An 18,831-nucleotide genomic window follows, 5' to 3' on the forward strand; every position below is an offset into this window, starting at 1 on the left:
CCGCCGGGGTCAGCCCGACCTCGGCGGCTTCTGCGCGTCGAAGGCGAAGAGGGTGTTCGTCGCCGCGGCCACGAACACCGCGCGGCCCGCGACGGTCACGCGGGGGCTCGCGTCCTGCTCGCCCGTCAGCGCGTCGACCCGGGGGTCGGTGGTCCACAGCGGTTCGCCGTCCTTCGGCGACAACGCGACGACCCGGCCGGTGGCCGAGCTGAAGTACAGCGCGCCGCCCCCCGCCGCGGGGCCGGAAGCGCCCTCCACTCCCGTCTGACGCGACCACTTCCTGCGCCCGGTCGCGGAGTCGAGCGCCGTGACGAGACCGGCCTGCCCGCTCACGTAGACCGTGCCGTCCGCCATGCCGGACGTGCCCTCGTACACCTTGTCGAACCGTGCGTACGTGACCTTCCGCGAGGCCGGGTCGAACCGCGCCACTCCGTCGCTCCCGGCCGGCGCCGTTCCCTCGTAGTGCTTCGAGAGGAGGACGAGCCTGCCGCGGGCGGCGCCCACCGGCACGACCGGGCCGTCGACCGCGACGGGCCTGCCCAGCGTCCCGGAGGACAGGGCGAGGGTGCGCAGGGTGGGACGGCGCACCTGCAGGTCGTCCACCTCCACGTCGGCCGCGCACATCGCGAGGAGCCTCGGTCGCAGCGGGACGGGGGCGCACTGCGTGCCGGCCGGGAACGGCGTCGTCCAGAGCACCTCACCGCTGTGGGCGTCCCGCGCCTCGAAGCGGGAGTTGGCGGCGTCGACCGTCACCACGGCGGAGCCGACCACGACGGCGTCCATGGTCCGGCCCGTGACGGCCGTCGACTGGGCGCCGGACGGCGCGGACCACAACTCCCGGCCGCTGTCGGCGTCGAGGGCCACCACCTCGCTGCGAGGGCCCTCGGGAACGTCCTGGGCGGCGAAGCGGTAGCCGAGCACCGTGTCGTCGGTGGCGCCCACCAGGTGCACGCCCTGGACGGGGACGCCCGGGCTCTTCGCCGTCCACACCCGGGACCCGTCGTGGGCCCTGATACGGGTCGCGACGACGCCGCCGCCCCCGCAGAACAGCGCGTCGCCCCGTGCGACGCACCGCAGTTCGTCGGGGATGTCCTCGCGACCGCCCGGCACGGTCCCGCGCCACGGCTCGAAGCCGTCCGGAAGCGCGCCCGCCGGTGCCGCGGTGCTCTGTCCCTTGCCCGCGCCACCGGGGCTCGTACCGCCGCCGCTCCCGTCGACGCCGCCCGTCGTCAGCGCGGCGACTCCCCCGCCGATCGCCGCCACCGCGACCGCCGCCGCGAGCACGGGCCGCCACCGGCGGCGCAGACGGCCGCCGACCGGGGCACCGGTGCTCCCCGTGCCGGGGTCCGTCGGGGCGGTCCGCACCGGGGTGTCCGTCGCGACGTGGGCTTGGGTGTTCATGTCGCGGGTGCGGCCCGCACCCGGACCGCCGGTCCTGGCCCCGCCGAGTTCGGCGGGCAGGTCCCGCAGCAGCACGAGGAGTTCGTCCGCCGAGGGGCGCCCTTCGGGCTCCTTGTCCAGGCACGGCTCGACGACCGCCCGCAAGGCCTCCGGAACGGCGTCCAGCGACGGTTCCTCGTGCACGACCTGATAGGCCGTCATATAGGGGCTGTCCGCGTCGAAGGGCCCATGGCCCGTCGCCGCGTACACCAGGAGCGTCCCCAGGGAGAAGACGTCGGACCGCGGCCCCACACCGCGCGGCGCCTGCAACTGCTCGGGCGACATGAAGGGCGGCGTACCGATGACGCGTCCGGTCATCGTCAGCGTCTGCTGGTCCACCGCGCGCGAGATGCCGAAGTCGATGACGCGTGGGCCCTCGGGCGAGAGCACGACGTTCGAGGGCTTCAGATCGCGGTGGACGACTCCCACCCGGTGGATGTCGCGCAGTGCCTCGGCCAGCCCGAAGGCGAGCCGCCTCAGCTCCGCTCCGTCCAGCGGGCCGTTCGCGGCGATGCGCTGCGCGAGCGTGGGCCCCTCGATATAGGTCGTCGCCATCCACGGCTGCTCGGCCTCGGGGGCGGCGTCGACCACGGCGGCGGTGAACGCACCGCTCACCCGCCGCGCGGCCGCCACCTCCTGCCGGAAACGGATGCGGAACTCGTCGTCCCCCGCGAACTGCTGATGGATCAGCTTGATCGCGACAGGCCGCCCCGAGCTCGTACGGGCCAGGAAGACCGTGCCCATGCCACCCGAACCGAGCCGTTCCTCCAGCGGATAACCGCCGATCTCGACCGGATCACCTCCGCGCAGCGACACTCTTCCCGACCTCCCGTTTCCCGTGCGTTCTCTGCCGCCACGGGCCCGCTCACCTGTGCTGCACCCAAACTAGCCGCAGGTCGGTACGGCAGAGCAAAGCGGGTGACGATCAGGGAGCCCGGCCGCGCCCGGTCCACGGGGGAAGCCGCCCGCTCCGGCGCTCACGCATCGGCCTCCACCGCTGACAGGGCGGCCGCTTCCGCCAGCAGCGCGGCCCGGTCGATCGCGTCGCCACCGGTCGCGGGCACCGTGCAGGCGTGGGCCCCGGCGATGGCGCCGTACAGCGCGCACCGCTCGAAGGATTCGCCCGCGAGGCGGCCGAAGAGGAAGCCGGAGGCGTAGGCGTCGCCCGCCCCGTTGGAGTCGACGACCGGGCCGGGCGGGGCGACGGCCGGGATGTGCACCGGCCCGTCGGCCTCGCGGCTGAGCAGGTAGGAGCCCGCCGCCCCGGCGGTGGCGACGACGGCCTCGGCCCGGCCGCGCTCCATGATCTCCCGCATGGTGGCCTCGTGGTCGGAAAGGGCGGCGGTGGAGACGAGGACGAGGTCACTGCCGTAGGCGAACTCCTCGTGATAGGGGTTCTCGCCGTCCCAGTCGTGCAGGTCGGTGGAGACGGTGACTCCGGCCTCGCGGAGCAGAGGGAGCGCGTGGGCGCACGGGTAGGTGATGGAGACATGCGCGTGCGTGCTGGCCCCGGCCAGGGTGCGGACCGTCTCCTCGGGAAGGCGGTCGGACACGTGGGAGCGGCTGTCGTCGTAGAGGGAGAGCCGACGACCGTCCGGACCGACGAGGTTGACCGCGCGCTTGGTGCCGCCGGGCAGCGGCACCGCGGTGAAGTCGATGGCGTGGTCGCGGTGGAAGGCGCGGACCAGTTCCCCGGAGGGATCGTCGCCGATCATGTCGATGTGGTGGGTGCGCAGCCCCAGGGAGCTGAGACCGAGGGCGACGAAGTCGCCGGTCTGCCCGGCGCGGGCCTCGATGCCGGGGCGGATCATGTAGCTGTCGGCGTACGGGAGCGGGAGTTCGGGGACGTACACGATCGTGTCGACACCCGAGCCGCCCAGGACGAGGACGTCGTACGCGCTGCTCATGGCGGTTCCTTCCGGGAACGGGACCGCGACCGCCGGGGGACGCGGAGGAGTGGACAGCCTCTCAGGGCACCGGACCGAGGTGGAGCGGTTCCGGGAACGGCACGGGCTCCCGGATGTCACTCCGGATCGTTCCGGATGCCCGGCCCGGCGCTCCCCCACTACCTTGTCGACGGCGCCCGCACGACCGTCCCGTCCCTATCCCGGGGAGCAGCGATGCCGACGACCGCCACCACCGACCGCCCCGACGCCACCGCGCTCGGGCGCCAGGAGCGCCAGGTGCTCTCCGCGGTCGGCTGCGGTCTCGGGGACGACGAGATAGCCGACGCCCTCGCCGTCCCCGAGGACACCGTGGCCGAGCTTCTCGCGCGGATCCTGGTGAAGCTCGGTCTGCGCGACCGGGCCGCCGCCATCGTCCACGCCTTCGACTGCGGTCTGGTCGCCCCCGGGCGCGGCCCGCGCGCGCGACCCGCCTCCCGGACCGTCGCCGTGCGAGCGGCGGAATCGGCGCCGAGGATGGGGATCTCCCTGCTGGGGCCGTTGCAGGTGCGGCGGGACGGGCGTCTTCTGCGTCTGGGGCATCTGCGCCAGCAGGCCGTCCTGGCGGTGCTGGCGCTGGGTGCGGGGCGGCCCCTCGGTCAGCAGGAACTGCTCGATGACGTGTGGGGGGTGGAACCGCCGGTCGCGAACGTGGTGCCCGTGTACATCTACCGCCTGCGCAAGGCCCTGTGCGACGGGGCCGGTCCGGCGGTCATCGAGCGCGGGCCCCGGGGGTACCAGCTGGTCCCGGGCGCTGTCGACGTGGACGTGGCTCGTCTGGAGGAGCTGGTCACCGGCATCGGGAAGGCCGACCGGGCGGGCGAACCGCTGGAGACGGTCCGCCTCTGCACCCGGGCGCTGGACCTGTTCCGCGGGGAACCCCTGGCCGGCCTGCCGGGGCCGCTCGCCGAGCTGGAGCGGCTGCGGCTCGTCGAGCGCCGGATCGCGCTGGTGCAGCGGAAGCTGGAGTGGCAGCTGCGTCTCGGCCAGGAAGCCGAGGCGATCGCCGAGCTGTTCGCCCTGTCGGCGGCGCACCCCCTCAACGAGCCGTTGGCCGCGATGCTGATGCGGGCGCTGTACCGGGGCGGACGCCAGGCCGACGCCCTGTTGGTGTTCGAGCGCGCCCGCCGCCGCCTCGCGGACGACCTCGGGGTTCCGCCGAGCGGGGTGCTGCGGCGGGCGCACCGGATGATTCTGCGCGGTGACGAGGCCGGCCCCGGCCCCGGCCCCTCGGCCGGGACCGCGGCCGGTCCCTGATCACCGGGCGTCCCGGGTCACCAGGAGGCGGGGTGCCAGGCGCCGTTGTACCACTGCTCGTTCGCGGTGTTGTTGTGGTGATCCATGTTGAAGTCGTTCGGGTAGTTGTTGATGTGGTTGTGCGGGTACGTCCAGATGCCGGCCGACTCGTCGCAGACGTAGTCCCAGTGGCAGATGGTCTTGACGGGTACGTTGCCGAAGAACTTGTCGGCGCCGGCGAGCGGAGCGCCGACGATCCCCCCGAACGGCACCGATCCCCCGTTGGCTCCGGGGCCGGCCTGGCGCTTGGGGTCCGAGATCAGGATGGCGTTGACCTTGTCGAAGGTCTGCCAGTTCTCGGTGACCCAGATGTGCACGACCGCGGCGCCCAGGGAGTAACCGCCCATCTTGACGTGCTGGTTCGGGCACGCGGCGCGCTGGTCGCGCACCAGCCGGTTCAGCTCGTTCACGCCCGCCCGGGCGCTCGCGCCGTTGGGAATCGTGGTGGGGTACCCGACGTGCTGCTGGATGTTGCCGGTGAAGCCGTCCTTGTCCCACGAGCTTCCGGTGCCGCCGACGACGATCGTGTAGGTGCCCTCGCACGGGGCCGCCGCCGTCGCCGCTTGCGCCGTGGACGCCTGGGTCACCGAAAGTCCTGCGGTCAGCAGAAGTCCGGCCGACACGGCCGCCATCCTCTTCGCTCGCATGCGTTCCTCCCCTGTGTGGTCTGCCTTCGCCCCACGACCCTGGCAGTGGCCGATGACATGACGATGAAACGGGGTGGGCCGGGTGGGCGGACGGGGCGGACACGGGCGCGTCCCGCACCGTCCCCCGGTCCGGGCCCCGGCGCTTCCCTCGGTGACCTTCCCCACTGCGCCCCGTCCAGAACGGGGCATCCATGGCGTCGGGCGACGGGTTCCGGCTATGTGGCCGAAGTCCACCGGTGAACTCCTCCGGGAGATGAGTATCGTTCCGCTGGTCCGACCGGCGTCGAAGAGGACGGGGGGAGCGGTGAGCGGCGTAGTCGTCCATCTGCCGCGGGGAAACGGTGGCGCCGTCGGTGGCGGACCGCACGGAGACACGGTGACGTTGCGTCTGGGTCCCGGCGAGGCCGCCCGCTTCGGACGGGGCTCCACGACCGCCCCCGTCGAGCTGCGTCTCGACGACCCGGCGATCTCCCGGCTCGCCGGGGAGATCCGGGTCGTCGACGACCACTGGCAGCTGACGAACCACAGCACCACCCACAGCTATCTCGTGGAGAACCCGGAGGGGGCGGGCGAGTACCTGCGGGTGCCGCCGCGGCGGGTGGGGGCGCCCATTCCGTTCGAGTTCTCGCGCGTGGTGCTGCCGACGCGCGGCGATGTCACGGTCTCCTTCCAGGTGTTCGCACCCGACCACCTCTATCTGGACCCGGACGCGATGGGCGGCCCCTGGGGGAACAGCACGGTCACCGCGTACTCCCTGAACGAGACGGCCACGTACTTCCTCGTCCTGGTCGCGCTCTGCGAACCGCGCCTGCGCGACCAGTCGCGGGTGGCGGTCCCCACCACGCCCCGGATCGTCGAGCGGCTCGGTGGGCACCTCGCCGGGGGCGTGCTGACCGCACGGGCGGTCAGCTCGCACATCGACTACCTCGCCGAGGAGAAGCTGCGCATCGGCGGTCCGGACACCCATGAGCCGGGCCAGGGCGACCGCCGCAACGGCAAACGGGAGGAGATCGTGGGGCTGGCGCTGCGGTTCGGGCTGGTACGGGAGGAGCATCTCGCGCTGCTGCCGCCGCTGACAGGGGCGGGCGGGCGGGAGCGGCAGGCCGCACGATGAGACCGCCGCACGCCCTGTGGGACAGCGCGGACGGCGACGGCACAGAGCTGCTCCCGCCCGGGTCCCGCGTCGGGGACTGGGTGGTCACCGGCCCGATCGGCGCCGGGGGCTGGTCCACGGTGTACGCGGCGCGACCGGCGGGGAGCCGCCCGGGCCGGGCCCGTGTCGCGCTCAAGGTCATGCCGACCGCCGGACTCGCGCCGCTCCAGGCGCGCAGGATCGTGGAGTCCGCCCGTCGCGAGGTCGAACTCGGGCGCGGGGCCGGGCATCCCCGGCTGATCGGTCTCCTGGAGTCGTTCGTTCTCACCTCGCCCGACCGCCCCTCGCTGGAGGGCGCGATCGTGCTGGTCATGGAGCGGGCGGCCGGCAGTCTGCGGGAACTGGTCGACGCGGGGGCGCACGAGGTCGATCGCGGCCGGCTGGTGGCGGGCATCTGCGAGGGGCTCGCCCATCTCCACCGGTCGGGCTGGGTCCACGCGGACCTCAAACCGGAGAACGTCCTGCTCGGCGAGGACCGGTCCGTGAAGCTCTCGGACTTCGGCCTCGCCACCGAGCTGACGGGGACGCACGGCCACGTGCCTCCCCTGGGCACCCTCGACTACTTCCCGCCCGAGCGCTGGAGGGCTCCCCTCGGCGAACTCGGCGTACGGGTCCGGCCGACCGCGGACATCTGGGCGCTGGGCATCATCATCCACGAGGTGTTCGCCTACGGCGGCTCACCGTTTCCCGGGGCCACGCCCATGGCCCGGGGCGCCGCGGTCCAGGAGTACGGTCAGGGGCGCGCGCCGCTGCGCATGGACCAGGCCGTACCGCCGTTCTGGCGTGCGCTGACGGCCGACTGCCTCGCCCCGACCCATGAGGCCCGCGCCCCGCACACGGCGGAGAGCCTGCTCGTCCGCATCGCCGCCCACCGGGAGGCTCCCGGGGCGGGGCGGCGGGGCGCCCGGGCCCGCGCGGCCGTCCTGGCCACCGCCCTGTACGGGATCGCCGGCGCGACGTTGTCCTCGGACGCGGTACGGGCGGGACCGCCCGCACCGCCGGACCGCGCGGGCGCCGCGCCGCCCCGCACGGTGCAGGTGTACAACGCGGAGCGGGACTGCCGGGGACGGGCCGACCGGGCCCCTCGGTGCAGTCTGGGTCTGGCGATCGATCCCGTGCGGCCCTACACAGCGGAGAACGTCGTCCCGACCAGGGTGTGGCACGGGGATGTCCTCGGCACCGACTGCCAGGTGCGCGACGGGGAGACCATCATCGACGAGGAGGACCGCCGGTCCACCCGTTGGTTCCGCGTCCGCCTTCCCTCCGGCCCGGAGCCCCGTACGGCGTGGCTCCCCGCCGTACGGGCCAAGGAGCGCCCGGCGCTGCCGGAGTGTCCCTAGGGACACTCGTGCGGATCGTGCCGGGCGCGTACCGGTGGCCGTCCACCCGCTTGCGGCCCTCAGGACCGGACGGCACCGCACGGCCGGGGTTGCACCTTCCGTAGCGGTATGTGGTCCGGTGGACCCATGTCCCGCCCCACCGAGGAAGGCCCCTGCTCATGTATTCGTCCTTCGTCCCGCCGCGCCAGGTCAGGATCGGTGACGCGGCGGCCTTCGTCGGCACCACACCGAGGGCGATCCGTCACTACCACGAGATCGGTCTGCTCCCCGAGCCCGTGCGGGGCGGCGACGGCCGCCGCCGCTACGGTTACGAAGACATGATCCGGCTGCTGTGGATCCGCAGGACGGCCGATGCCGGGATCGCCCTGGACGACATCCGTGACGCCTTCGCAGACCCGGCTCCCGCGAGTGCCGGCGGCGACGACGGCATCGCGAGCATCCTGGAACGGCTGGAGGAAACCCTCGTCGCCCGGGAAGCCGAACTGCGGCGGCAACGAACCGCCGTGCGGCGCATGCGCACCGAGGGCAGCAGGATGGGGCTGCTCTCCGACTTCGTCACCGGCCGCCTCAAGAGCCTGCCCGAGGGCTCCCTGCGTCAGGCGGACCTGGACAGCCTCCTGGTCACCGAGCGGATCTTCGGCCCGCTCGGGGCTGCCGTCCAGGCCGGCCGCTTCATCGCGCTGGTCACGCACCCGGGTCTACGGGAGGAATCCGACCGTGTCGATGCCGCCGAGGAGGCACTCGATGACACGATCGCTGTCGATGACCCCCGCGTGGCCCGGGTGGCTGCCGAACGGCACGCGTTCGAAGAGGCGCTGCACGCCGTCATCGAGGACTCCGGCCAGGCGGCGGGCGACGACGCGCTCTTCGACTCCTGGGACGCCTTGCACCCCCCTGCCGCCGATGAGGGCGCGGGTGAGGACGAGACCGGCCCGGACTCCGGCCGGGGGCACGCGTCCATGAGCGTGCTGGAAGCCGTCGGCAAGATGCCCTACGACTTCTCCCCGGCCCGGCTGCGCTGCATGGAACTGGCCGCAGAGCTCGCCGCCCACGACGTCTGACGACAGCACCCGGCTCACCCGGGGCGGTCGGCTTTCGGCGCATAGTGCTGGGGAAGTCCGCGCCGCTCCTCGGGCGGCAGGTTCCGGGCCGGCGTCTCCACCGGGCCCGACGCCGGGCGACCCCGCTCACGGTCCCAGCCGGCGCGGGCGCGCGGGTGGAAGCGGCGGCGCTCGGGAACGCGCTGCCAGGCGTGGTGCACCAGCCGGCCCAGGCAGCCGAGCAGCCATTCGTCGTGGGGCGTCCAGCGAAGTCCGAGACGTTCCCGCACGGCCTGCGGATACATGCCCACCGTGATCCACAGGGTCAGCCGGACCATCGGGATGCGGGCGAGGGCCCACAGCGGCGACGGCAGCAGCCGCAGGAGGGGCGGCTTGGCGATGCGGCGCATGTTCAGCACGTCCCGTGTCGGCCGGTTGTCCTCCAGGACGTCGGCGCACATGTGGTCCCAGTACCTCTGGAAGTCCTCCCAGGTCCGGGGGACGGGCTTCATCGAGAGTCCGTACAGCGCGTACCAGCGGACGTGCTCGTCGAAGAGCGTGTGCCGCTGCGCTTCGGTGAGGCCGCCGCCGAACCGCTCGGCCACCTGCACGGTCAGCATGAAGAACGTGGCGTGCGCCCAGTAGAACGTGCCCGGGTTGAGGGCGTGGTACGGGCGGCCGTGCTCGTCGATCCCGCTGATCGAGGCGTGGTAGCCGCGCACCTCACGGGCTGTCCGGACGGCGAGCGGGCCGTCGTAGACCACTCCCCCTATCGGGTACAGCGAGCGGAAGAGGCGCTCCCAGCGCTCCTCGAAGAAGCGCGAGTGCTCGGCGACGCCCGCGCCCAGCTCGGGGTGCATGTTCTGCATCGATCCGGCCCAGGGGGCCAGGAGAAGGCCTCTCCAGTCGCCGAACCAGCGCCAGGTGAGGGAGTCGGGGCCGAGAGGCTCGGCAGGTCTCGGGTCGGTCGGGTCCGGTCCGGGGACTGACGGTGTCACGTGTACCTCCGCTGAGGGATTCCGGTGCGGGGCCGCGCTGTTCATCGCGTTCTTTCGTGGCGCTGGTCGTCACGGTGCGCTGACGGTTCGTCCGGGCAGTTGCGCCGAGGGCAATCTGAGGACACCTGTCCTCAGGCTAGAATGTGCGGACACCTGTCGTCAATTGCTCAACGGAAAGTGGAGGCACCGGAGTTGGCGGAACGGAGCTGGGGCGGGACCAAGCTCGCCGATCGTCGCGCCGCCCGCCGACAGATCCTCCTGGACGTCGCCGAGCGCCTGGCCGGCGAGGAGGGGTGCGCGGCCGTCACGGTCCGGTCCGTCTGCAGGGAGGCGCGCCTGACGGACCGCTACTTCTACGAGAGCTTCACCGGCCGCGACGACCTGCTCCTCGCCTCCTTCGAGCGGGTCGCCGATGAGGCCAGGGCCGCCCTGGAGGACGCCGTGGCGCTCAGCGACCCGCAGCGCGACATCCGGGCCCGGGCCGCCGTGTCCGCGTTCGTCGCCCTGGTCCTGGACGCGCCGCACAAAGGCCGCCTGCTGCTCCTGGAACCCTTCGCCGACCCGGCTCTCGGGGCCCACAGCCACCGGCTCATGCCGGTGTTCACCGACCTCGTCGGCGGCCAGCTCGCCGGGACGGGGGACGACATCGACCGCCGCATGGCCGCGCACGCCCTGGTCGGCGGTCTCGCGAACCTCTTCGCGGGGTGGCTGCACGGCACACTCGACGTGCCGCGCGAGCGGCTGGAGTCGCACTGCGTGGAACTGGTGCTCGCGGCGACGTCGCGGGAGTAGCCGCCCAGCGCGGCGGGCGGTGCGAACGCGTCGCCGCCACGCGGGCCGGACACGGTGAAGATTTGTCAACGACCTTCTCAAAAGGTTTCCCGCTCACTACGGTGAGGGACCCATGAGTCCCCCCATCGCCCCCGTGGGCTGGAGTCGCTGGCTGGTGCCGCCCGCCGCTCTCTCGATCCATCTCTCCATCGGTCAGGCCTATGCCTGGTCCGTGTTCAAACCACCGCTGGAGGAAGCGCTCGGCCTGAGCGGCACGCAGAGCGCCCTGCCCTTCCAGCTCGGCATCGTCATGCTCGGGCTCTCCGCCGCCTTCGGCGGCACTCTCGTGGAGCGCCGCGGACCCCGATGGGCCATGACCGTCGCCCTCGTCTGCTTCTCCTCCGGCTTCCTGCTCTCCGCACTCGGCGCCGCGACCCAGCAGTTCTGGCTGATCGTCCTCGGGTACGGCTTCGTCGGCGGCATCGGCCTCGGCATCGGCTACATCTCGCCCGTGTCGACGCTCATCAAGTGGTTCCCCGACCGTCCCGGCATGGCCACCGGCATCGCCATCATGGGGTTCGGCGGCGGCGCGCTGATCGCCTCGCCCTGGTCGGCGCAGATGCTGGAGTCCTTCGGCGGCGACAACTCCGGCATCGCGCTCGCCTTCCTCGTCCACGGACTGGCCTATGCCGTCTTCATGCTGCTCGGCGTGGTGCTGGTACGGGTGCCGCGCCCGCGCGCCGAGGAGCGGTCGGACGGTCGGCCCGCGACGCCGGACGGACCGCAGGTGTCGGCGCGCCGGGCTCTGCGCACCCCGCAGTTCTGGCTTCTGTGGGTCGTGCTCTGCATGAACGTCACCGCGGGCATCGGCATCCTGGAGAAGGCCGCGCCGATGATCACCGACTTCTTCGCGGACACCTCCACCCCCGTGTCGGTGACCGCCTCTGCCGGATTCGTCGCCCTGCTGTCGGCCGCCAACATGGCCGGACGCATCGGCTGGTCCTCCGCCTCCGACCTGATCGGGCGCAAGAACATCTATCGCGTCTACCTCGGCGCGGGCACGCTCATGTACGCGCTCATCGCCCTGGTGGGAAGCTCCTCCAAGCCTCTGTTCGTGCTGTGCGCGCTGGTCATCCTCTCCTTCTACGGCGGCGGCTTCGCCACGATTCCCGCCTACCTCAAGGATCTGTTCGGGACCTACCAGGTCGGCGCGATCCACGGGCGCCTGCTCACCGCCTGGTCCACCGCCGGTGTCCTGGGGCCGCTGATCGTGAACTGGATCGCCGACCGCCAGGAGGAGGCGGGGAAGCACGGCGCGGACCTGTACGGGACGTCCCTCCTCATCATGATGGCCCTGCTCGCCGTCGGCTTCGCGGCCAATGAACTGGTCCGTCCGGTCCACCCGTCCCACCACCTCGACGCCGTGACAGCGGAGAAGGGAGCGCCCCGTGCACGACGACAGCGGGCAGAGTCCGCCTGAGACGAGGGACCGGCGGCCGCTGATCGTCGTCACCTGGCTGTGGGTGGGCGCTCCGCTCGCCTACGGACTGTACGAACTGGTCCGCAAGGCCACCCAGCTGTTCACCGGCTGACCCCGGCCGGCCCCGGCCGCCCCGTTCGTCGCGAGGCGCGGGTCCGGACGGTTCGCCCGTGGTGGCGGGTGTGGACGGGCCGTTCAGCCCGTTCCCGCTCCGGCCGCCGCCAGCCACGCGTCCGCGATGACGCGGTGGCCGAGCGGGCTCGGGTGGACGCCGTCCGGGGCGAGGGCCGCGGCCCCGTGCTCCTCGGCGGCGTGGCGCATGGCGAGGTCGGTGCGGACCACCGTCGCGCCCTGGGCCTCGGCGGCGCGCAGAACGGCGTCGGTGCGCGGGACGAGGTCGTCGAACCACTCCCGCTGCCCGGGGGTGGCGGGCAGCAGGAACGGCGTCATGACGAACAGGCGCGGGGCGCACGCTTCCCGCGCGCGGGCGAGAACGCGGCCGTATGCGGCCTCGAACTCCGGCACGGGGCTGGGCAGTCCGCTGTCGTAGTGGCGCCAGGTGTCGTTGATGCCGATCAGGACGGTGAGCGCCGAGGGCGCCGCCCCGACGGCGTCGGCGGTCCAGCGGGCCTCCAGGTCACGGAGGCGGTTGCCGTCGAGCCCCTTGTTGAGGACCGTCGCGGGGGGCCGGCCCGGTGGCGTCGAGGAGCGGAGAGCCTCCGCGATCAGCCGGACGTATCCGCCGCCGAGCGAGGAGGGGTCCTCGCGGTCGCGTCCGGTGTCGGTGACGGAGTCGCCGATGAAGAGCAGTCGGTCGTCCTGGGTGAACCGCACGTGTGTGTCCTTCGTCCGTCCGGGGCCCCGGTCGCTCCGCCCGGTTCCACCGGGGCCCGTCGTTCGCCGTTCGTGGCATGCCATCCGTGACGCGTCGGTCCGCCGACCGGGGGCCGTGCCCGCTCACGCCTGCCGGAAAGTGTGGCGCATGGTGCCGAGCCCGTCGATCCCGCACTCGACGACATCGCCGTCGCGCAGGTACGGCCGGGGCTCGGGGCGGCCGAGGGCGACGCCGGCCGGGGTTCCGGTGTTGATGACGTCGCCGGGGTGCAGCACCATGAAGTGGCTCAGGTAACGGATGATCCGGGCGACCGGGAACTCCATGTCCTCGGTCGAACCGTGTTGCAGCTCGGTGCCGTTCACCGACAGCCGGAGCGTGAGCTTCTGCGGGTCGGGGATCTCGTCAGGGGTGACGAGCCAGGGGCCGAGCGGGTTGAACGTCTCGCAGCTCTTGCCCTTGTCCCACTGTCCGCCGCGCTCCAGTTGGAACGCGCGCTCGGAGACGTCGTGGGAGACCGCGTACCCGGCGACGCACGCGAGCGCTTCCTCGTCGCCGTCGAGGTAGCGGGCGGTCCTGCCGATCACCACGGCCAGTTCGACCTCGTAGTCGGTCTTGACGCTGCCGCGGGGGACGAGGACTCCGTCGTACGGCCCCGTGACCGTCCAGGGGTCCTTCATGAAGACGACCGGCTCGGCCGGGAGGTCCGCTCCCGTCTCCTCCGCGTGGTCGCGGTAGTTGAGGCCGATGCACACGATCTTCCCCGGCCGCGCCACCGGCGCCCCGATGCGGAGGCCGTCGGCCCGGTCGGCCAGGACGGGCAGGGTCCCGGCGGCCGCGGCCTCGGCGATGCGGTCGAGCACGCCGTCGGCGAGGGTCCGGTGGTCCAGGTCGCCGGCGATGCCGGACGCGTCGAGGAGTCTGCCCGATCCGTCCAGGACCGCGGGACGTTCCGCCCCGGCCTCGCCGACTCTCAGTACGCGCATGGTTCCCCACCTCACGATATACATCGGATGTATCGACGCGAGCATGCAATCAATCATCGGGCAGCTTGTCCAGAGCAACCGCCATCAACTGCGGGGAGAAGGACCGATCTTCGCTATCGCCTGCGATTGTCATCCGATGTATGGTCTGGCGCACCGACCGGCCGCGACCACACGACCCCCAGGGGGCCCGACGATGACGGACACGAGGAGAGGGCCTGCCGCCCTTCTGGTCATGGAGGAGGAGCGCCGGGCCGACGTGTACCCGCCGCACGTCCTCGACGAGATCGGGGAACTGACGCACTGGCAGGGGCCCGCGCTCACCCGTGACGCCCTGCGCCGCGATCCCGGCGCGCTGGAGGGGGTGGAGGTCCTGCTCACCGGCTGGGGCGCACCGGTCCTCGACGCGGACCTCCTCGCGCACGCGCCGGAGCTGAAGGCGGTGCTCGTGGCGGCCGGATCGGTACGGCACCTGACGACGCCGGAGTTCTGGGCCCGCGGCATCCCGATCGTGTCCGCGGCCGCGGCCAACGCCCGGCCGGTCGCCGAATTCACCCTCGGTCAGATCCTGCTCGGCCTGAAACAGGTGCACCGGCTCGGCCGCGAGGCGGCGGCCGCCCGCCGGTATCCGCACGATCCCCGGGTGGCCGGGGGGTACGGCTCCCGGGTGGGGCTGTTCGGCCTGGGCGAGATCGGCCGGCTGGTCGCGGAGCACCTGCGGCGCTTCGACATCGAGGTGCTGGCCTGCGACCCGGTGGTGGAACCGGCCGTCGCACGGGGGTGGGGCGTCCGGCTGACCGGCATCGAGGAGCTGTTCGCGTCGTGCGACGTGGTGAGCGTCCACGCCCCCCTGCTGCCGGAGACCGAAGGCGTCGTGGACGGGCCGCTCGTGTCACTGCTCCCCGAGGGCGCCACACTGGTGAACACGGCGCGCGGCGCCGTGCTGAACGAGCCGGAGGTGATCGGCGTCCTCCGCGACCGGCCCGATCTCACCGCCGTCCTCGACGTGACCTCCCCCGAGCCGCCCGACCCCCTCTCGCCGCTGTTCACTCTGCCGAACGTCCTGCTCACCCCGCACCTCGCCGGGGCCATGGGCAGGGAACGCGCCCGGCTGGGCGAGCTCGTCCGCGACGAGCTGCGCAGGCTGGTGTGCGGCGATCCCCTGCTGCACGCCGTCGAACCGGCCCTGGCCGCGACACGGGCGTAACGGCCTCCTCACCCACGCCGCCACCTCCCCCGTACCGGCGCCGCCGCCTCCCCGCGCCCGATGGACACCCCCTCCCCGCGTACGGCCGACGAGTTGCTCCCCGTCGGCCGTACCGGCATGCCGTCGACCTGCCCCCTCGGTCGCCCCCGCACCCCCACCACACCCTTCATACATCCGATCTATCGACGGCATCGCAATGACGAACCACTGAAGACGTCACCGTTCGCACGGGATGCCACTCATCGCCCGCATCACCCCGCAGGCTGCGCTTCCTCCCTCACGGAACGCGATACAGGCAGGTCAAACATGCCCCGCCCACGGTCCGTCGAGGCCCGTGAGCCTGCAGGAAGAGACTCACCGATCAGGGCGACCCACTCCCTCAACTCTTTTCATTCATCGGACTATTGACCCTTGTTCGGCCGCACGTTAGCGTCCCCGGCAAGCGCTTACAGGCCGGCTGCTGAGGCGGCGAACAGGAGTTGTCATGCAGAGAACGCGGTGGATCGGTGCGGGTTTCCTCGCCTCGGCGTTGGCCCTCACGAGCTGTACGTCCGGGCCTGCGGGAGCGGACGCGAAGCAGGACCCCAAGGCGCAGTTGGAACTGTGGACCAGGACCACACCGGGCGGCCCCGGCGAGAAGGCGACGTTGCGGCTCGTCACCGGGTTCGAGAAGGCCACGGGGCACAAGGTGAAGGTCACGGCGATCTTCGACGACTTCGAGACCAAGCTCCAGCAGCGCGCCGCCCAGCGGAATCTCCCCGACATCGTCATGAACGACGTCACCCAGATCGGGGCGATGCACAGCCAGGGCCTCCTCCGCGAGATCGACCTGAGCAAGATCGAGAACAGCGGGGACCTCATCGAGCAGGGCCGCGACTCCGGCAAGGGAGTCGACGGCAAGCAGTACGGCATTCCGTACTCCGCCCAGACCGGCGCCCTGCTGATCCGCAAGGACTGGCGCGAGAAGCTGAAGCTCGACACCCCGAAGAGCTGGGACGACCTCGCGGCGATGGCCGAGGCCTTCACCACCCGGGATCCCGACGGCAACGGCAAGAAGGACACGTACGGTCTCGCCGCCCCGCTGTCGACCAAGCGCGGCTACGCCTCGTGGTACTTCTCCAACTTCCTCTGGGCCGCCGGAGGGGACTTCATCACCGAGACGGGCAAGGGCACGTACAAGCCGGCGATGGCCTCGAAGGAGTCGGCGGAGGCCGTGCGCTGGTTCCGGGCGCTCAACTGCGAGCGGAAGGTCGTCCAGCCCGGGGCCGTCACCATGGACACCCCGCCGACGAACGAGACGTTCGAGGCGGGCAGGACGGGCCTCTTCGTCGTCGGCCCCTACCTCATGCCCCGCTTCGACACATCGCTCGGCAAGGACAAGTACGAGGTCGTCCCCATGCCCGAGGGGCCGAAGGACGCCACCGTGCTCGCCGAGGGCGGAGCCGTCTACCTGATGGCGGGCTCGGAGAACCGGACCGGGCAGGACGCCTTCGCCGGATACGCCATCTCCGCCGACGGCCAGAGGCTCGGCATGCAGGGCGAGGAGGGCTCCACCGTCCAACTGCCCGTGAACAAGACGGTCGACGTCGCCGAGGTGCGCCCCGACCCGCGTTGGAAGACGTACGCGGAGGTCTACCGGACCTCCGGGCGGTACGCGCCGTCCGTCCCGAACTGGACCCCGATACGGCAGGCCTCGGCCGAGACCCTCAACGCGTTGATGGCCGACTGCTCCCTGGACGCCGACGTGGAGCTGCGCGAGCTCGACGAGAAGCTCGCCCGCATCCTCAAGGAGCAGGGAATCGCCGGATGACGAGCGTCGACGAGGTGAAGCCGGTCGCCCGCCGGGCAGCCGGCCCCTCCCCCAGGACGGCGCACGGCCCGGCCGGAGCGGCCGGGCCCACCGCCGGCCGCCGCGTGCGGAGCCGCCGTTCGGGCCGCTGGTGGACGCCCTGGCTCTTCCTGGCTCCGGCGCTGATCCTCTTCCTGTACTTCAAGTTCATCCCCATGGCCAGCGCGCTGACCATGTCCTTCCAGGATGTGCAGCCCTACCTGGGCAACCGGTGGGTCGGCGGCGAGAACTACGCGACGGTGCTCTCGTCGGACGGCTTCCGCGAGGCCGCCTGGCACACGCTCGTCCTCGCGGTCGGCCAGACCGCCGGATCGATGCTGCTCGGCCTCACCCTGGCCCTCCTGATGGAGGGGCAGGGCCGCAGGATCAGCTTCGTGCGCTCGGCGGCCTTCCTCCCGGTCGTCGTACCGATCGCGGTCGTGGCCGAGCTGTGGCGGATCATGTACCACCCCACCGAGGAGGGCATGCTCAACTCCGTCCTCGGACTGGTCGGACTCGGCCCGTCGGGGTTCATCAACGACCCCGATTCCTCCATGGTCTCCATCATGCTCACCGGCATCTGGCGGGGCGCCCCCTACGACATGATGATCTTCCTCGCCGGGCTGGCCGGCGTGGACCGCGGCCTGTACGAGGCCGCCAAGGTCGACGGCGCGTCGAGGCTGCAGCGCATCCGCCACGTGGCGGTCCCCGGACTGCGGGCGGTGCTGTCCATCCTGTTCGTGCTCGCGGCCATCCGGGGCCTGCGCGTCTTCACCGAGGTCTTCCTGCTCACCAACGGCGGCCCCGACGGCTCGACCGAGGTCGTGATGACGGTGATCTACAAACTGGGCCTGGAGCAGAACCGGCTCGGCGTCGCCGCGGCCGGAGCGGTCCTGCTGTTCCTGGCGACGCTGGTCCTCACGGTCAGCGTCCACCTGTTCCGACGGAGGGGTAACGCATGAGCGCGCCGAACGAGACCGCGCTGGGGCTGACCGAGAGCAGGGGCGTCGCCGGACGCGTCCTGAAGGCCGTCACCTACCTGCTGGTCCTGCTGGTGTTCGCCGGGCCGCTCCTGGCCCTCCTCGTCGGCGCGTTCAACCACGTCAAGGACCCGACACAGCTCAGCATCGTCCCGAACGACCCGACCCTGGAGAACTTCACGGTCGCGTTCGACCAGAACGTCCTGACGTACCTGCTCAACTCGTTCTTCGTCGTGGGCTTCGGACTGCTGCTCCAGGTCGCCGTCTCCGTCCTCGCCGGGTACGCCCTGGCCCGGAAGCGGTTCAGGGGGATGAGCTTCGCGTTCGTCGCGATCCTGGCGACGCTGATGCTGCCCGAGGAGATCCTGGCCATCCCGCTGTCCGTGGTCCTCTCCGACCTGCCGGTCATCCACGTCAACCTCATCGGTTCGCTGGCGGGCATGATCGTCCCCGTGGGCGCGTGGGCGTTCTCCATCCTCGTCATGACCGAGTTCATGAAGGAGGTGCCCCGGGAGCTGGAGGAGGCCGCGCGGATCGACGGCGCCGGTGACCTGCGGATCTTCGCGCAGATCATCCTCCCGATGTGCAGGCCCGCGCTCGGCGTCATCGGCGTCTTCGGCTTCACGATGATCTGGGACCAGTACCTGCTGCCCCTGCTCGTGGCCACGGACTCCTCGTCCTACACGCTGCCGCTGGCTCTGCGCACCCTGCGGGTCGACCCCCTCGTCACCCCCGGCGTGGTGATGGCCGCGTCGCTGCTCGCGCTGCTTCCGTCCATCATCGTCTTCCTCCTCTTCCAGCGCTCCTTCGTCCACGGTCTGTCCAGCGGCGCCCTCAAGGGCTGACCCGCAGGGACGACTCCGGGCGATCCCGGCCCCCGCTCCCCTCTCCTC

At 72.1% G+C, this 18,831-nt stretch carries 17 protein-coding genes; 11 read left to right on the forward strand and 6 right to left on the reverse strand.

Annotated features, from left to right (window positions below):
• Positions 1 to 9 precede the first annotated feature (9 nt).
• On the reverse strand, positions 10 to 2,256 hold the full coding sequence (locus IE272_RS19420; RefSeq protein ID WP_190007359.1) for a serine/threonine-protein kinase: 2,247 nt from the start codon (positions 2,254 to 2,256) through the stop codon (positions 10 to 12).
• A 161-nt stretch (positions 2,257 to 2,417) separates the two neighbouring features.
• Positions 2,418 to 3,347, reverse strand: a complete 930-nt coding sequence (locus tag IE272_RS19425; RefSeq protein ID WP_190007360.1) for an adenosine kinase — start codon at positions 3,345 to 3,347, stop codon at positions 2,418 to 2,420.
• Between the two features lie 213 nt (positions 3,348 to 3,560).
• On the opposite strand from IE272_RS19425, the gene IE272_RS19430 reads away from it, so the two are divergent.
• Positions 3,561 to 4,640 (forward strand): BTAD domain-containing putative transcriptional regulator, encoded by a 1,080-nt coding sequence (locus tag IE272_RS19430; RefSeq protein WP_190007361.1) that lies wholly within the window; start codon positions 3,561 to 3,563, stop codon positions 4,638 to 4,640.
• Positions 4,641 to 4,657: 17 nt separating this feature from the next.
• On the opposite strand, the gene IE272_RS19435 is transcribed toward IE272_RS19430, so the two are convergent.
• Positions 4,658 to 5,326 (reverse strand): cutinase family protein, encoded by a 669-nt coding sequence (locus tag IE272_RS19435; RefSeq protein WP_050357565.1) that lies wholly within the window; start codon positions 5,324 to 5,326, stop codon positions 4,658 to 4,660.
• 304 nt (positions 5,327 to 5,630) lie between these two features.
• On the opposite strand from IE272_RS19435, the gene IE272_RS19440 reads away from it, so the two are divergent.
• From IE272_RS19440 to IE272_RS19450, 3 genes are all read left to right on the forward strand, one after another.
• Positions 5,631 to 6,440: a serine/threonine protein kinase gene (locus IE272_RS19440; RefSeq protein ID WP_179890871.1), complete on the forward strand. Its 810-nt coding sequence runs from the start codon at positions 5,631 to 5,633 to the stop codon at positions 6,438 to 6,440.
• Positions 6,437 to 7,819 carry a serine/threonine-protein kinase gene (locus IE272_RS19445; protein ID WP_190007362.1) on the forward strand — a complete coding sequence of 461 codons (1,383 nt, stop codon included), beginning with the start codon at positions 6,437 to 6,439 and terminating at the stop codon, positions 7,817 to 7,819. Before IE272_RS19440 ends, IE272_RS19445 begins: the two co-directional genes overlap by 4 nt.
• A gap of 158 nt (positions 7,820 to 7,977) precedes the next feature.
• Positions 7,978 to 8,880 (forward strand): MerR family transcriptional regulator, encoded by a 903-nt coding sequence (locus tag IE272_RS19450; protein ID WP_190007363.1) that lies wholly within the window; start codon positions 7,978 to 7,980, stop codon positions 8,878 to 8,880.
• 14 nt (positions 8,881 to 8,894) lie between these two features.
• Here the strand turns inward: IE272_RS19450 and IE272_RS19455 are convergent, their stop codons facing one another.
• Positions 8,895 to 9,857: an oxygenase MpaB family protein gene (locus IE272_RS19455; protein WP_190007364.1), complete on the reverse strand. Its 963-nt coding sequence runs from the start codon at positions 9,855 to 9,857 to the stop codon at positions 8,895 to 8,897.
• A gap of 192 nt (positions 9,858 to 10,049) precedes the next feature.
• Here IE272_RS19455 and IE272_RS19460 point away from each other — a divergent pair, with 192 nt between their 5' ends.
• The 3 genes from IE272_RS19460 (at position 10,050) to IE272_RS19470 (ending at position 12,220) form a co-directional block, all read left to right on the forward strand.
• Positions 10,050 to 10,649, forward strand: coding sequence for a TetR/AcrR family transcriptional regulator (locus IE272_RS19460; RefSeq protein WP_190007365.1), 600 nt, complete (start codon positions 10,050 to 10,052; stop codon positions 10,647 to 10,649).
• A gap of 112 nt (positions 10,650 to 10,761) precedes the next feature.
• Positions 10,762 to 12,108: an OFA family MFS transporter gene (locus tag IE272_RS19465; RefSeq protein WP_056699366.1), complete on the forward strand. Its 1,347-nt coding sequence runs from the start codon at positions 10,762 to 10,764 to the stop codon at positions 12,106 to 12,108.
• On the forward strand, positions 12,077 to 12,220 hold the full coding sequence (locus IE272_RS19470) for an MFS transporter small subunit (protein WP_169808528.1): 144 nt from the start codon (positions 12,077 to 12,079) through the stop codon (positions 12,218 to 12,220). The genes IE272_RS19465 and IE272_RS19470 overlap by 32 nt, the downstream gene beginning before the upstream one ends.
• An 83-nt stretch (positions 12,221 to 12,303) precedes the next feature.
• Here IE272_RS19470 and IE272_RS19475 read toward each other — a convergent pair whose 3' ends face one another.
• Positions 12,304 to 12,942: a GDSL-type esterase/lipase family protein gene (locus IE272_RS19475; RefSeq protein ID WP_190007366.1), complete on the reverse strand. Its 639-nt coding sequence runs from the start codon at positions 12,940 to 12,942 to the stop codon at positions 12,304 to 12,306.
• Between the two features lie 123 nt (positions 12,943 to 13,065).
• Positions 13,066 to 13,926, reverse strand: coding sequence for a fumarylacetoacetate hydrolase family protein (locus tag IE272_RS19480; protein ID WP_050357572.1), 861 nt, complete (start codon positions 13,924 to 13,926; stop codon positions 13,066 to 13,068).
• Positions 13,927 to 14,119: 193 nt separating this feature from the next.
• Here IE272_RS19480 and IE272_RS19485 point away from each other — a divergent pair, with 193 nt between their 5' ends.
• From IE272_RS19485 to IE272_RS19500, 4 genes are all read left to right on the forward strand, one after another.
• A complete protein-coding gene (locus tag IE272_RS19485; protein WP_190007367.1) occupies positions 14,120 to 15,130 on the forward strand; it encodes a hydroxyacid dehydrogenase in 1,011 nt (336 codons plus the stop codon).
• 484 nt (positions 15,131 to 15,614) lie between these two features.
• A complete protein-coding gene (locus IE272_RS19490; RefSeq protein WP_190007368.1) occupies positions 15,615 to 16,940 on the forward strand; it encodes a sugar ABC transporter substrate-binding protein in 1,326 nt (441 codons plus the stop codon).
• Positions 16,937 to 17,920, forward strand: coding sequence for a carbohydrate ABC transporter permease (locus IE272_RS19495; protein WP_190007369.1), 984 nt, complete (start codon positions 16,937 to 16,939; stop codon positions 17,918 to 17,920). The genes IE272_RS19490 and IE272_RS19495 overlap by 4 nt, the downstream gene beginning before the upstream one ends.
• Positions 17,917 to 18,783, forward strand: a complete 867-nt coding sequence (locus tag IE272_RS19500; RefSeq protein ID WP_007449285.1) for a carbohydrate ABC transporter permease — start codon at positions 17,917 to 17,919, stop codon at positions 18,781 to 18,783. The genes IE272_RS19495 and IE272_RS19500 overlap by 4 nt, the downstream gene beginning before the upstream one ends.
• The last annotated feature ends 48 nt before the right edge of the window (positions 18,784 to 18,831 follow it).

Origin of the sequence: Streptomyces anulatus (assembly GCF_014650675.1) — a bacterium.
GTDB classification, from domain to species: Bacteria; Actinomycetota; Actinomycetes; order Streptomycetales; family Streptomycetaceae; genus Streptomyces; species Streptomyces anulatus.

Bases quoted from the DNA above. Each gene is read 5' to 3' on its own strand.
- IE272_RS19425 (WP_190007360.1), bottom strand. From the start codon at position 3,347: ATGAGCAGCGCGTACGACGTCCTCGTCCTGGGCGGCTCGGGTGTCGAC.
- IE272_RS19500 (WP_007449285.1), top strand. From the start codon at position 17,917: ATGAGCGCGCCGAACGAGACCGCGCTGGGGCTGACCGAGAGCAGGGGC.
- IE272_RS19485 (WP_190007367.1), top strand. From the start codon at position 14,120: ATGACGGACACGAGGAGAGGGCCTGCCGCCCTTCTGGTCATGGAGGAG.
- IE272_RS19430 (WP_190007361.1), top strand. From the start codon at position 3,561: ATGCCGACGACCGCCACCACCGACCGCCCCGACGCCACCGCGCTCGGG.
- IE272_RS19495 (WP_190007369.1), top strand. From the start codon at position 16,937: ATGACGAGCGTCGACGAGGTGAAGCCGGTCGCCCGCCGGGCAGCCGGC.
- IE272_RS19435 (WP_050357565.1), bottom strand. From the start codon at position 5,326: ATGCGAGCGAAGAGGATGGCGGCCGTGTCGGCCGGACTTCTGCTGACC.
- IE272_RS19490 (WP_190007368.1), top strand. From the start codon at position 15,615: ATGCAGAGAACGCGGTGGATCGGTGCGGGTTTCCTCGCCTCGGCGTTG.
- IE272_RS19445 (WP_190007362.1), top strand. From the start codon at position 6,437: ATGAGACCGCCGCACGCCCTGTGGGACAGCGCGGACGGCGACGGCACA.
- IE272_RS19465 (WP_056699366.1), top strand. From the start codon at position 10,762: ATGAGTCCCCCCATCGCCCCCGTGGGCTGGAGTCGCTGGCTGGTGCCG.
- IE272_RS19480 (WP_050357572.1), bottom strand. From the start codon at position 13,926: ATGCGCGTACTGAGAGTCGGCGAGGCCGGGGCGGAACGTCCCGCGGTC.
- IE272_RS19450 (WP_190007363.1), top strand. From the start codon at position 7,978: ATGTATTCGTCCTTCGTCCCGCCGCGCCAGGTCAGGATCGGTGACGCG.